General features: G+C 71.1%; 15 protein-coding genes. 6 read left to right on the top strand and 9 right to left on the bottom strand.

Going from position 1 to position 12,322, the window contains the following annotated elements:
* Positions 1–420 precede the first annotated feature (420 nt).
* Positions 421–1,437: an ROK family protein gene (locus ABD345_RS09510; RefSeq protein ID WP_344551505.1), complete on the top strand. Its 1,017-nt coding sequence runs from the start codon at positions 421–423 to the stop codon at positions 1,435–1,437.
* 94 nt (positions 1,438–1,531) lie between these two features.
* On the opposite strand, the gene ABD345_RS09515 is transcribed toward ABD345_RS09510, so the two are convergent.
* From ABD345_RS09515 to ABD345_RS09530, 4 genes are all read right to left on the bottom strand, one after another.
* On the bottom strand, positions 1,532–2,224 hold the full coding sequence (locus ABD345_RS09515) for a hypothetical protein (RefSeq protein ID WP_344551506.1): 693 nt from the start codon (positions 2,222–2,224) through the stop codon (positions 1,532–1,534).
* Positions 2,225–2,414: 190 nt separating this feature from the next.
* Positions 2,415–2,909, bottom strand: a complete 495-nt coding sequence (locus ABD345_RS09520) for an NUDIX domain-containing protein (RefSeq protein ID WP_344551507.1) — start codon at positions 2,907–2,909, stop codon at positions 2,415–2,417.
* 1 nt (position 2,910) lies between these two features.
* Entirely contained in the window at positions 2,911–3,348 is a 438-nt protein-coding gene (locus ABD345_RS09525) for a hypothetical protein (RefSeq protein ID WP_344551508.1), read from the bottom strand.
* On the bottom strand, positions 3,345–3,617 hold the full coding sequence (locus tag ABD345_RS09530) for a hypothetical protein (RefSeq protein ID WP_344551509.1): 273 nt from the start codon (positions 3,615–3,617) through the stop codon (positions 3,345–3,347). Before ABD345_RS09530 ends, ABD345_RS09525 begins: the two co-directional genes overlap by 4 nt.
* 217 nt (positions 3,618–3,834) lie before the next feature.
* Here ABD345_RS09530 and ABD345_RS09535 point away from each other — a divergent pair, with 217 nt between their 5' ends.
* The 5 genes from ABD345_RS09535 (at position 3,835) to ABD345_RS09555 (ending at position 8,313) form a co-directional block, all read left to right on the top strand.
* Positions 3,835–4,626, top strand: coding sequence for a helix-turn-helix domain-containing protein (locus ABD345_RS09535; protein ID WP_344551510.1), 792 nt, complete (start codon positions 3,835–3,837; stop codon positions 4,624–4,626).
* 6 nt (positions 4,627–4,632) lie between these two features.
* Positions 4,633–4,851, top strand: coding sequence for a DUF397 domain-containing protein (locus ABD345_RS09540; RefSeq protein WP_344551511.1), 219 nt, complete (start codon positions 4,633–4,635; stop codon positions 4,849–4,851).
* 724 nt (positions 4,852–5,575) lie between these two features.
* Entirely contained in the window at positions 5,576–6,793 is a 1,218-nt protein-coding gene (locus tag ABD345_RS09545; RefSeq protein WP_344551512.1) for a chymotrypsin family serine protease, read from the top strand.
* 104 nt (positions 6,794–6,897) lie between these two features.
* Positions 6,898–7,524 carry a hypothetical protein gene (locus ABD345_RS09550; RefSeq protein WP_344551513.1) on the top strand — a complete coding sequence of 209 codons (627 nt, stop codon included), beginning with the start codon at positions 6,898–6,900 and terminating at the stop codon, positions 7,522–7,524.
* 501 nt (positions 7,525–8,025) lie between these two features.
* The gene (locus ABD345_RS09555; protein WP_344551514.1) at positions 8,026–8,313 is read left to right on the top strand and encodes a DUF397 domain-containing protein; all 288 of its coding nucleotides are present in this window, start codon (positions 8,026–8,028) and stop codon (positions 8,311–8,313) included.
* 15 nt (positions 8,314–8,328) lie between these two features.
* Here ABD345_RS09555 and ABD345_RS09560 read toward each other — a convergent pair whose 3' ends face one another.
* From ABD345_RS09560 to ABD345_RS09580, 5 genes are all read right to left on the bottom strand, one after another.
* Complete coding sequence (locus ABD345_RS09560; RefSeq protein ID WP_344551515.1) at positions 8,329–8,916, bottom strand: hypothetical protein; 588 nt, start codon at positions 8,914–8,916, stop codon at positions 8,329–8,331.
* Positions 8,917–9,192: 276 nt separating this feature from the next.
* The gene (locus ABD345_RS09565; protein WP_344551516.1) at positions 9,193–9,810 is read right to left on the bottom strand and encodes a hypothetical protein; all 618 of its coding nucleotides are present in this window, start codon (positions 9,808–9,810) and stop codon (positions 9,193–9,195) included.
* A 79-nt stretch (positions 9,811–9,889) separates the two neighbouring features.
* The gene (locus ABD345_RS09570; RefSeq protein WP_344551517.1) at positions 9,890–10,243 is read right to left on the bottom strand and encodes a VOC family protein; all 354 of its coding nucleotides are present in this window, start codon (positions 10,241–10,243) and stop codon (positions 9,890–9,892) included.
* 99 nt (positions 10,244–10,342) lie between these two features.
* Complete coding sequence (locus ABD345_RS09575; protein WP_344551518.1) at positions 10,343–10,897, bottom strand: nucleotidyltransferase domain-containing protein; 555 nt, start codon at positions 10,895–10,897, stop codon at positions 10,343–10,345.
* Positions 10,898–11,014: 117 nt separating this feature from the next.
* Positions 11,015–12,193: an ALF repeat-containing protein gene (locus ABD345_RS09580; RefSeq protein ID WP_344551519.1), complete on the bottom strand. Its 1,179-nt coding sequence runs from the start codon at positions 12,191–12,193 to the stop codon at positions 11,015–11,017.
* Positions 12,194–12,322 lie beyond the last annotated feature (129 nt).

Raw genomic sequence — 12,322 nt, forward strand, 5'->3', positions numbered from 1 at the left:
CGTCCCACCGCCGCCACCACTGCTACACGCAGTGAGCACCACCATGGAAGCGGCCGCGACGGCCAGCCATCCTCTGCGCATCTCGCTCATCCTTCACGCTGATCGTTCGTGTGACACGGGGGAAGCGACAGCCGACAGGACGTGACCGACCTTCCAGGCTGCTCGGCTGCTTAACGTAGACGTCACATCCCGGCCATGTCCATAGAGCGGTCAACATTGATATCCATGAGTTTTGTTGCCGAACAAGGCTCTATTTACTAAAACTTTGCTTAACGAGATGGGCGATCAGGTTCGTTATCGGACCGCGACCGAGAATCGCTGGACAACGTTGTCAATGCGAGCCAGAATCACCGGGTACGACCCGGCAGCGCCCTGCCCAGCACCGTGGCGCTCCCCTGCCACACTTGCGGAGACGTCACAATGAGTTACGACATGGTCGGTACCGCCGTCGCATCCGGGCCCCTCGGGTCCGCCCCGGACGGCGCCCCCGGGTCCGGCCCGCTGATCGCCGCCCTCGACATCGGCGGCACCAAGATCGCCGGCGGACTGGTCGACCCCGGCGGCACCCTGCACCACCAGCTCCAGGTGCCCACCCCCGCCGACGGCGACCGGCACGAGCTGATGACCGCCGTCGACCACGTCCTGGACGACCTCGCCCGCCACCCCCGCTGGCAGCAGGTCCGCGCCCTCGGCATCGGCAGCGCCGGGCCCGTCGACACCGCGCGCGGCACGGTCAGCCCGGTCAACATCCCCGGCTGGCGCGAGTTCCCGCTCCGCGACGAGACCGCCCAGCACCCCGCCGTCGCCCGGCTGCCGATCACCCTCGGCGGCGACGCCGTCGCGATGACCGCCGCCGAACACTGGCAGGGCGCCGCCCGCCCCTACCGCAACGCCCTGTGCCTGGTCGTCTCCACCGGCGTCGGCGCCGGACTCGTCCTCGACGGCACCCTGCACACCGGCACCACCGGCAACGCCGGCCACCTCGGCCACATCACCGTCGACTACAACGGCCGCCCCTGCCCCTGCGGCTCACGCGGCTGCCTCGAAGGACTCGCCTCCGGCACCGCCATCGCCCGCACCGCCGCCGAACTCGGCTGGACCCCCGGCCCCGACGGCGACACCACCGCCGGCGCCGTCGCCCGCGCCGCCCGGGACGGCGACCCGCTCGCCCTCACCGCCTTCGACCGGGCCGCCCGCGCCCTCGCCGCCGGCATCGCCGCCACCGCCACCCTGGTCGAACTCGACGCGGCCGTCATCGGCGGCGGCGTCGCCAAGGCCGGACCCGTCCTGTTCGAACCCCTGGCCCGGCACCTCACCGACTACGCCACCCTCTCCTTCACCCGCCACCTCACCCTCCACCCCGCCCGCCTCGGCACCGACGCCGGCCTGATCGGCGCCGCCGCCCTGGCCCGCCACCACCTCCCCGCCCACCACTGACACCCGCCCCGACCCCCGGGCCGCCCACACCCGCCGGACCCTCCCGCCCGCGCGCCGGAGTCCGCCGGGGGCAGGCGGCCCGGCCGCGTTCGCTTCAGCCGGCGGGCGGGTGCTCCGGCGGACCGGGCGGGTGCTCCGGCGGACCGGGCGGGCGTTCCGGCGGACCGGGCGGGCGTTCCGGCGGGCCGGGCGGACGTTCGGGGTCGGGCGCCGGGCGGGTCCAGAGCGTGAGGTCGCTGCTGGTGGCGACGGCGAGGGTGCGCCCCGACGGGGAGAAGCCGGCGGCCCGCAGCTCCGAGTGCTCGGAGTGGAAGACGTGCCACCACTGCTCGCCGTGCGGCCCGTCGTGCGGCAGGCCGCCGTCCACGGACAGCAGGACGCGGTGGTTCGGCCACTCGGGACTGACCACCTCCAGCGTCCAGCCGTCCCGGGTGCTGGTGTGCAGGCCGCCGCCGAAGAGCCCCGCGATGCGCACCCGGGTCCCGGCGAGCGGGCCGAGCCCCGGGCAGGAGAGGTCCGGCTCCGCGTCCGGGGTGCTGCCGTCGGGATCGGGGTCGCGGTCACGGGCGATCTTCTCGCCGGTGGCGGCGTCGAAGAGCCCGTGGCCACCGGCGGAGACCACCATGACGAGGTCGCGGCCGTCGTCGGGAGCGGACGCGAAGCCGATCCCGAGCAGCCCGCCGATCGGGGTGCGCCGGTCCACCACCGGCTGCCAGGGGGCGGGCGGCGCGAGGACGGGAACGGACCGGAAACGCTCCCGCAGGCGCTGCTGGTGGTCGGAGATCAAGGTGGGCTCCTCACCTCGGCGGAACGTCGACCGACCGAAGGCGACGACGGGAATCGTGCCAGACCCGGGCGCGGACGCCGCCGACGCCCCTCACCCACCACCGCCGACGCCCTCCGCACCGCGCTCGCCCTCGTCGAAGGGCTCGCACCGCTCAGCACCGCTCAGCCCCGCCTCGGGCCGACCGCCCCGGTCACGGCGCCCGCCACCACGCACCGTCACCGTCACCGCCGCCGAGCGCCGCCGCGCACCGGTTCTCCCGGTAGTCGGCGCCCCCGGACCACGGCGGACGGGCCCGGACCCGGGCCGCCACGTCCGGGTCCAGCAGGCGCCGGGCCTCCTCCGGGGCGGCCCAGCGCCACTCCGCCCACTCCCCCGCCCGCAGGACGATCCGGTCGGTCTCGGCGCTGCTGAGCATCGGCCCGCTCCACAGGAACACCAGCCCGTCCGGCGCCCCCGGGCGGCGGGCCTGCGCCCACTCCACCCCGAGCAGGTCGTCCAGCAGCAGGTCGAACACCAGCCCCAGCCCCCTCCGGACCCCGCGCCGGACGGCGTCCAGCGGCGACTCCCCCGCCCCCGCCGCACCGCCCGGCAGCTGCCAGTCCCCGGCCCCCGGGCCGCGCACCAGCAGCAGCCGCGAACCCGGGTCGGTGCACAGGACGTACGAGGTGACCGGACGCCCGGGCACGTCACCCACCGAGCGCCCCGGACGCCTCGCCGCCCGGCAGGCCCGCCGCGCCCGCCGCGCCCGAACCGTCCGGGCCGTCCGAGGAGAGCGCGTCCAGGGCGGACCAGTCCGGGAAGGGTCGGCCCGGCCACTCACCGGACGGCTCCTCGCGGAACGGCTCCTCGCGGGGCGGCCGGACCAGCGGCGGGTGCAGCAGCCCCGGGCTGCCGGCCATCAGGTGGTCGAGGTCGCCGCTCGCCAACGCGTCGCGCAGGCCCGCGAGTTCGTCCCGGGTGAGGAAGACGACCTGCCCCCGGTCCTCGATGTGACCGAGCGCGATCCGGCCGTCCTCCGCCTCCGCCAGCACGATCCCGCGGATCTCCTCCTCCGCGTCCACCACGGTCGCCTCCCAGTGCAGGCCGTACACGCCGTGGGGGTAGTACTCCACCAACTCGCTCACCGCAGGCCCCCGTTCAGCACCGACGCGCCGCCGACCTCGGCCCACACGTACTCCCCGTGCTGCGACCGCCGGTGCCCGTACCGGTCCGCCCGCCCCAGCTCCGCCAGCACCGCCATCGCCAACTCCTCGTCGTGCAGCCCCCGCACCCGCACGGACACCCGCACCGCCCCCTCGGACTTGCCCGACGTCACCGAGGGCCGGTCCCCCGTCAGCCGGCCCAGCCGCTCCGCGATCTCGTCCACCCGCTCCGAGTCCGGTCCGGAAATCATCCTCTGATGAAGCGTCATGTTTGGTTCTCCGCACTGCTGTTCGCCCTGGGCGACTGTCACTTTCTGTGCCTCCATCCTCACCATTCGGCGCTACCCTTGGGAAGCGGAAGAGAGTTGGCCGCTGGAGTGGCAATTTCTCCGCAGGTCAGCGCAAGCACCGCGCCCGGGCACGAGACGCCACGGCGGAAGGGGAGACATGGGCTGGCCATCACGCAAGGTGAACCCGCACAAGAGCATGCGGCACTACTACGGCTCCGAAGCGCAGCTGATGCGGACGAAGCGAGGGTGGTCCCTGGCCAAACTCGCGGAGGAAGTCCACTTCTCCACCAGCACGTTGTCGCGGGTGGAGAACGGCGACATCAAGGTGCCCAACGGCCTCTCCGAACTCCTCGACCAGGTCTTCGAGACGGACGGCTTCTTCAGCCGGATCCTCCCGCTGGCCAGGCAGGAAGCGCACCCGGCGAAGTATCAGGAGATTCTGGCAACAGCTGACCAGGCCGTGCTGGATGAGTCCTACAGCCCGATCATTCACGGCCTGCTCCAGACCCCCGCGCATGCTTGGCACCTACTCCGCGCAGGCCACCCGTACCTCTCGGACGAGGAGATCAAGGAACGCGTAAAGGCCCGACTGGGACGGCAGTTGCGGCTGCGCAGCCAGGAGTGCCGGTACTCGTTCATCCTGGACGAGTCCGCCCTTCGTCGTCAGATCGGCACGCGGGAGGAGATGGCGGAGCAACTGCAGGTGCTGCTGGACGTTGCGCGGTTGCCCAACGTGGAACTCCAGGTATTGCCGTTCTCCGCTGGTGCCCACTCCGAGTACGCCTCGCTGTGGCTGCTGACGACGCCGGACGGTGAGCGGCTCGCCTACGAGGAGAGCAGTCGCACCGGCATCGTCTTCGAGGAAACGCACGAGGTCACGGAACGGCAGGCACTCTACAATCGGCTGCGGGCTCAGGCTTTGTCGTACGAGGAGACCGAGCTCTCGATCAGATCCACGCTGGAAGGATAGCCCCCGATGCAGCCCAAGGTTTCCCTCACCTCCACCGACCCGTGCTCGTGGCGGAAGAGCACCCACAGCAATGGTGACGGCGGCGGGTGTGTCGAAGTGGACGACGCCCACCCGGGCCACGTCCGCGACTCCAAAGACCCCAGCGGGCCCGTCCTCACGTTCGCCCCGGCCGCCTGGGCCGCCTTCGTCGCCGCCACCAGCACCGGCGAGTTCGGCACCGTCTGACCTTCCGCAGGCTGCTCCGGCCCCGCCCCGCCCTCACCGGCGGGCCGGGGCCGCTGTCGTCCCCGGCCCGCCCGCCCCGGCTCAACATCGGCAGAAGGCGCCCCCGAACGCTCCCGCGCACCCTACGATCTGATGGCGGCTCAGGGAGTATTGCCGCAACGCGCCCTGGCCTCCCGTCCGCTCCCGCGGGCGAAGCACGTGATTTCGCTGGTCCTTGCGGAAACACTGAGCTGGGTGACGGTCCGGCCGTCGCCGGCGCAGACCAGGCCGATGACCCGCCGGATCGTGGCGGCGCTCGGCGCGACACGTACGCCAGGTGCGCCCACGACGCGCGCCGAGGCGGGCCGGCGACCACCGCGGAGGCGGCGATCCCGCAATACCGTCCAGAACGGACGACTTGGCAAGATCACCCCGTTCAACCGGAGCTTCGATGCATTCGTGACGGCCCGGCCCGAACTCCTCGCACCGCCACGACCAGCGGACTCACATACTGATGGCAAATTTTAAACAGCCTTTGCACATCGAACCCGATATATCCGTTGACGACCATTCTGGTCCACAGTAAGGTCTGAATTATCGACTTTCTGTGCACCCTCGGCGCGCTGGGGAATAATTCAACGGGGGATGAAGCGTGAGAATTAGGCGTTCCATAACGGCGTTAACGTTCTTGGCAATGGCCGGTAGCGCGATGACAGCAGGGGCGCCTGTCGCAACTGCCAAAACCATGACCGTTGAAGAGTTTTCCAAGCTTTCGCTCGCGCAGCAAACGAAAATCCTCACTCCGTTGCGGGCTATCGCTAACGCCCTCGGCGACCAGGGGCGCGGCAAGCATGCAGACACCTATGGGAGCCTTGTGATCGACGCGCCGGCTGGATCGGTGACGCTCTTCGCTACGGACGACAGCAAGGCATCCAGCCTTATCGCCGATGCAAAGCAGGAGCACCCCGAAATCAATACCGGACTCATCAAGGTCGCCAAGGCCGCTCATACCCGAACCGAGCTGGAGTCGGCCCGCAACAAGATCCTCACCGATATCGACGCGAAGAAGATCACCTTCCCGATCTACTCGATCTCGCTCAGCGGGGATGCAAGTGGCCTGGAGGTCACTACGGGCAAGTCGAGCGCCTCCGGTTCAGGAGCGGCCGCCCTGGCCCCGAACGCCCAGACCACCTCGGCGGACCAGGTGAAGACGGCTCTTGGTGGCAGTGTCAACGTCAACCTCGTTGAAGGTGCCCCCCTGCACACCAACGAATGGCGGTGGAACGACTCCGCGCCGTACGTAGCAGGTGACTACGTCGGCGACACCTCCGGCCACCGCTGCACCACCGGTGCCGCCGTCTACAACGGCACCGGAGACTGGATCCTCACCGCATCTCACTGCTTCCCCCCAAACGACGCAGCTTGGGGGAACAGCGACCAGGACCCCAACCACGACCTGCGTTACTGGTCCCAAGGGAACTACGTGGGCCAGGTCACCAACGTGAACACCTGGTGGGACATGGAAGCACTCTGGACTCAAAAGTCCGGCGGTCAGGGCGCAGTCTCCCTGGAGGCTGACCAGCCATGGGGGCGGTACTACCCCGTAACCAGTGTCCAGTACTCCTACAAGGGCGACTGGGTCTGTCAGGACGGCGTCACCGCATACTTCACCGGTCAGGGCGTCCCCTGTGGAATCCAGGTCACCGATGACGACACCACCTGGACGCCCGATGCACCGTTCTGGTGGGACAACACCCGCCATACCTCACGAGGTGTCTGCGGCTACGCCTCCGGCTACGGAGCAGACCACGGCGACTCCGGGGCACTCGTGTTCACCGTCGAGGGCGACAACCGCCAGGCCCGCGGCAGTGTCTCCGCCGGAAGCGACGTCCATCACGTCTGTTGGACCGAGACGAAGGACTATCTCCAGGCCGTTGGCGTGTTCCTGTCCCCCTACGTCTGAACCGGCTCCACCGGCTGACCAGTGATACCCGCGGGGCCTCCACGCCGGAACCGGTGGAGGCCCGCCCGCGTCCAATCGCCCACCTGGGCACGGAGGAGCTACCCGTGAACCGCTACCGCACCGCGTTCGCCGCAGCGACCTGCATCGTCGTGCTGAGCGTACTGACCGCCTGCGCGTCCACCGGCAAGGCCGCGGGAACGGCCGCAAGCGCCACCACGGCTACAGGCCGAGTCGACGCCGTCACCTACACCACCCTTCAGAACCTCGAATCCGCTCTCGGCGAGCAGGGGCGCGGATCGTACAAGGACGTCTTCGGCGACCTCGAACTGGACGATCACGGTGGTGTCGTCAAGCTCTACGCCACCGACGATGTGCGGGCTCGCGGCATGGTCAAGGCAGCGGCGGATGCCCATCCCGGAATCGATGCCGCCAAGGTCGTCATCATCAAGTCCAAGTACGCACGGAAGGACGTCGACCCTGTCATCAAGAAGATCGGCGACGCCGCCCAGGCCAAGACCCTTCCCTACGTCGTCTACACCGCGCAGATGGCGCCCCGAGCATCCGGGATCGAGGTCACCACCGACAAGGGCGGAGCTGCGTCTACCGCACTGAAGGATGCGCTTGCTGCACTCGCCGATGGCATTCCAGTCACCGTAGCCGAAGGACCGGAGCTCCAGAACTTGCCGGCCACGACCGAGCCGCTGCCTGCCACCATGTCACCGCATAACTGAGCCATTTCAGAGCAGTCGCCGATTGGGTGACGTCCCGGCGGTCGAGATGAGGGCAGAACGAACGAGGCTCCCGGGCGGTTGAACGAGATGCCTCACGCCTCAACCAACCAGCCAGGAAGCCTCGTTGGTAACCCATCCGGACCCGTGGGCCGAGGGCTACGGCAGCGAGCCACCCTTTTGATGTTCTCCATCCTGGAAGGCGCCAAATTCGGGCCCGTCCGGCCGCACCGTGGCCCTGTCTGGCTGCCCGGCTATTCAGGCCAACGAACGCGCATGTCCCAAAGCGGCTTCCTGTCGAGCACCTGTACATGCAGGGGCGTCTCAAAGTCCCGGTGATCATGTGAGTCCGCTGGTCGTGGCGGTGCGAGGAGTTCGGGCCGGGCCGTCACGAATGCATCGAAGCTCCGGTTGAACGGGGCGACCTTCCCAAGTCGCCCGTTCTGGACGGTATTGCGGCATCGCCGCCTCCGCGGTGGTCGCCGGCCCGCCTCGGCGCGCGTCGTGGGCACACCGGGCGTACATGTCGCGCCGAGCGCCGCCACGATCCGGCGGGTCATCGGCCTGGTCTGCCCCGGCGGCCTGGCCGACCTGACCGCACCCGACCCCGCCCGTTGGCGCAAGAGCTCGTACAGCAACGGCAACGGCGGCGACTGCGTCGAGGTGGACGACGCCTGCCCCGGCCGCGTCCACGACTCCAAGGACCCCGGCGGGCCCGTCCTCACCTTCGCCCCCGCCACCTGGGCCGCCTTCGTCACCGCCACCAGCAGCGGCCGGTTCGATACCCCCTGAGCTGCCCGCGGGGCGCTACGCCCCGGCGCGCGCCAGCACATCGGTGACGACGAAGCCGGCCACGCCCAGCAGGGGCAGTGCGGTAGCGAGGAGCAGGCTCCCGCTGAGGCGGTGGAGGATCCGTCGGCGCGGCCGCGGGCCGGGGGCCAGTCCGAGGCGGGTCCGCGCGTGTTCGGTGACCTCGACCGCGAGGTGGTCGGGTCGCGACGGGGCGCTCTCGACGGCCTGGCGCACCGCGCGGTCGATCTCCTGCTGCGCTTTCCCCACCACCAGGCGCACGCCGTACGCGTCCTGCAGGCGCAGTTCGTCGATGATCCCGCCCCAGCGGTCCCTGGCCTCCAGGCGGCGGACCCTGGTCAGCCGGTTCAGGTCCAGCGTGCGCGTGCCGCTCAGCGTGCGGCTGGTCAGCGACCGTCCTTCCGGCCCGGTGGCGAGGTGGACCCGTCCGCTCGGCCCGACCCCGTACCCGTAGTGGAGGGGCAGGAGGACCGCACTCGCGAGGACCCCGACGACCAGCGACACGAACAGGTAGGACTCACCCAGCAGGTGGGTCCGCAGCAGCAGCCCGTCGGCGACCACGACGGCGGCCCACAGGCCCACCACGGTCGCGGCCGCCCGCCGCGCGCGCCGGGCACAGACCGCCGGCTCCACCAGGGCCGGTGGCCACCCGCGCCGCCGACCGCCCAGCAGCCGGCCCGGCCGTCCGCGCCCCCGCGCCGACGCCCGCCCCGCCCGTTCCCCCGCCACCCTCGATTTCGGCACGCCCGGAGGCTACTCCTGTCCGGCTCCCCGCTGAAGGGGCTACGGCCGTGACGCAGCGAACGGCCCGCGCGGCCCCGGCCGGGAGGCCCCGGCCGGCGGGGCGTCGACCGTGCGCCGCTACCGGAGGCTCTTCGCCCAGTCGCCCTTGAAGAGGTAGGCCCGGCCGTCCTCGAACCGCTTGATCCCGCCGGGAACGACGTCCCCGTGGTACGGGTACTGCTGCGTCACCGCCGCCAGCAGGAACTGCAGGAAGCCGCCCTCGAACACGTCCCACTCCCGCATCGAGTGGTACTTGGCGACGACCGGCCAGCGGTCCGGGTCCGGGCCGCGCATCAGCCAGAAGAAGTGGTCGGAGTTGTAGTTGTTGCCCCAGTACAGCAGCCCGCCCTCGGCCGGGAACAGCGGGTACGGGCACTCCTCGTGGTCCCCCTCCCGGTAGCACTCGGCCAACCAGGCGCAGTACCCGTAGGGCGTCGTCGTGCCGTACAGGAAGCCCTCGAAGCCGGGCGGTACCGAGGCGCGGAGATCGGGCGGTTCGGCCGGGGTGAAGACGTGCAGCTCGTCGCTGATGCTGACCGCCCCGTACCGGTCGACGAACGCCCGGAAGTCGGCGGGCAGTTGGAACCCGATCGCCCCGGGGCAGAGCTCCCACGGAACCGGCACCACGCCGCCCGCCGGCGGCGGCCCGATCACCGCGCCGAGCCGGTCCAGCAACTCCTCGACGCCCACGTCCACGTCCGCTCCCCTCGGTCCGTCCGTACCCGCCGGAGGGTAGCCGCCCGCAGTGACACCGCAGGCGGCCGGGCGGCCCCGCTCAGCCCTTCGGCTCGCTCAGGACGCAGAACTCGTTGCCCTCCGGGTCGAGGAGGGTCACCCAGTGCTGCCCGTCCTGCACCCCGTCGACCCGCCGGGCCCCCAGGGCGAGCAGCCGGGCGACCTCGGCCGCCTGGTCGTCGGGCCGGAAGTCGGGGTGGAGCCGGTTCTTCACCGTCTTGCCCTCGGGAACGCCCACGAAGAGCAGCCCCGGCAGCCGGTCCGGCTCGGGCCGGATCTCGATGATCTCCTCGTTCTCGTCGACCACCACCCAGCCGAGCGCCTCGGCCCACCAGTGCCCGAGCGCGATGGGGTCGGCGGAGTCGACCATGATCTGTTCCCATTCGAGTGCCATGGGCACGAGCATAAACAGCGCCGACCAGCCGCCCGACCTGGGCCGACGCCCCGGAACACCCCGCAGCAGGCGACCGGCCCCGGACCGGAACGGCGACCCTCAAGGCGATGGCAGGTAGCCCGGGGGAAGCTCGACTCCCGTGCCGGCGCGCAGCCGTTCCATGTCCCGGCGGTCCTTGTCCGTGGCCTGGTAGCCGAGATGGCACCGCACCTGCGTGGCCGCGTCGACACACAGGACCCGGCGCCCGCCGATGGTCCCGGTCACCGGCGCCGGGTAGTGGAACCGTTCACCGCCCGGGAGTTGCTGCTGTCCGCCTTCGCGGAGCGAGCCGAGCACGGGGTGCAGGTCGATCTCCCGACCCGCCCCGTCCGCGACGGCCAGCGCGGTGGGAAGCCGGTCCCGCAGCACCTCCGTGAACCCGGCTCCGGCCAGCGCGTCCCGCACCACGTCGAGCTGGTCCGACAGGACCACCAGATCGAGATCCGAATGCATCCGGGTCGTCTCCCCGACCAGGGCGTCCACACCCCAGCCGCCGTCCACCCAAGCCGCCGCCCCCGCACCCTTGAGCAGGTCCAGCACTTCGAGCACATCGGATTCATTCAGCACCAGAACATTCTGGCAGCCTGCCGGTGGCTCATGGCCGAGCAGTGCCACGGCTGGCTCCGGCGTTCTCCCGGACGATCTCGACCGGGCGCTCTACACCCCTGCTCGGTCGGGCGCGCGGCGGGGTGCCGCGCGGCCGTTCCGGGGTCCGGTGGAGGTGCCGGGGTGTCAGGACTCCTGGCGACGGCGGCGGGTGACCACCAGGGCTCCGGCGCCGAGGGCGATGGCCGCCGCGCCGGTGGCGGTGACGCCGGCGAGCGGGGTGCCGGGGCCGGTGAAGGCCAGCTGCGTGTCGGTCTCGGTGCCGGTGGTGGTGGCGGTGGTGGTGCTCGTCGTCGTACCGGACGTGGTGGTGGTCGTGGTGGTCAGACCGGCCTGGCTGACGTCGCCGCCGTCCGGGCCCGTCCCGGCGTTGCCGCCCGTACCCGCGTCCGTGCCGCCGTCCTTGCCATGGTCCGTCCCGCCGCCCGTGCCGTTCTCCTGCGCGGCCGCCCGGTCCCGCTCCTGGGCCTCCTTGAGACCCGTGGTCAGGAACGCGCGCAGTTCCTCCAGGGTGCCGTCGGTCAGCAGCTGGTTCACGACCTTGCGGACCTCGGGGCCGTTGACCGCCATCGCCTGGGTGGCCTGGATCCGGAAGTCGTCCATCAGGCGCCAGTGCGTCTCGCCCAGGAACCCGGCGATCGCCTCGTCGTCGCCGCCGTCCAGCACCGAGAGCGCCAGGGTGCGCAGCCCGCCGCTGATGAGCGGGTCCTCGGCGAACTGGGAGAGCTTGACGCGGTTGTTGTCGGCGGTCAGCGCCGGGACGGTGACGTTCAGGAAGTGCTCGATCGCCTCCGGGCTGCCGTCGTTGAGCGCCTCCTGGGCCGCCTTCCGGATCGGGCCGTCCCCGGACTCGCTCATGATCTGGGTGGCCCGGAGGTTGTCGTCGTGGATGACCACGGTCAGCTCGACGTCGAGGAAGTGCTGGATCTGCTCGGCGGTGCCGGCCTGCGCCTTCTTCACCGTCTCGTAGTAGTGGGCGTAGTGGCCCGACTCGGCGAGCGCCGCCGCCAGGCGGGCCCGCAGCGCGGCCTCGTCCAGCACCGGCGCGGCGGGGGCCTCCGGCGCGGCGGGGCTCTCCGGCGCGGCGGGGCTCTCCGGCGCGGCGGGCTGCTCGGCGGGCGCGGCGGGCTGCTCGGCGGGCGCGGCGGGGGCAACGGGCTGTTCGGCGGGCGCAGCGTCCGGCGCGGACTGGCCGGTCGGGGTGGTCGGGGCGGTCTCGGCCATCGCCTGTGCGGTGCCGAGGACGGTGGGTGCGGAGACGGCTGCGACGAAGACGGCAGCAGCGATCGACCGGCGAATGCTCAAAACTCCCCCAGAGAAGGTGGTACGCGCGGGAGCCGCCACCGTGGTCAAGCGGTCACACGGCAGCGGCGGGCGGAAGGGATCGTACCGGAACCTTACGTACAGTCATAACGTCTTGTTTTCAAACTCTTT

Source organism: Kitasatospora saccharophila (genome assembly GCF_039529925.1).
GTDB lineage: Bacteria > Actinomycetota > Actinomycetes > Streptomycetales > Streptomycetaceae > Kitasatospora > Kitasatospora saccharophila.

What these genes read in the sequence shown, in the direction of transcription:
- ABD345_RS09510 (WP_344551505.1), top strand. Translation starts at nt 421, where the DNA reads ATGAGTTACGACATGGTCGGTACCGCCGTCGCATCCGGGCCCCTCGGG.
- ABD345_RS09530 (WP_344551509.1), bottom strand. Translation starts at nt 3,617, where the DNA reads ATGATTTCCGGACCGGACTCGGAGCGGGTGGACGAGATCGCGGAGCGG.
- ABD345_RS09540 (WP_344551511.1), top strand. Translation starts at nt 4,633, where the DNA reads ATGCAGCCCAAGGTTTCCCTCACCTCCACCGACCCGTGCTCGTGGCGG.
- ABD345_RS09545 (WP_344551512.1), top strand. Translation starts at nt 5,576, where the DNA reads ATGACCGTTGAAGAGTTTTCCAAGCTTTCGCTCGCGCAGCAAACGAAA.
- ABD345_RS09570 (WP_344551517.1), bottom strand. Translation starts at nt 10,243, where the DNA reads ATGGCACTCGAATGGGAACAGATCATGGTCGACTCCGCCGACCCCATC.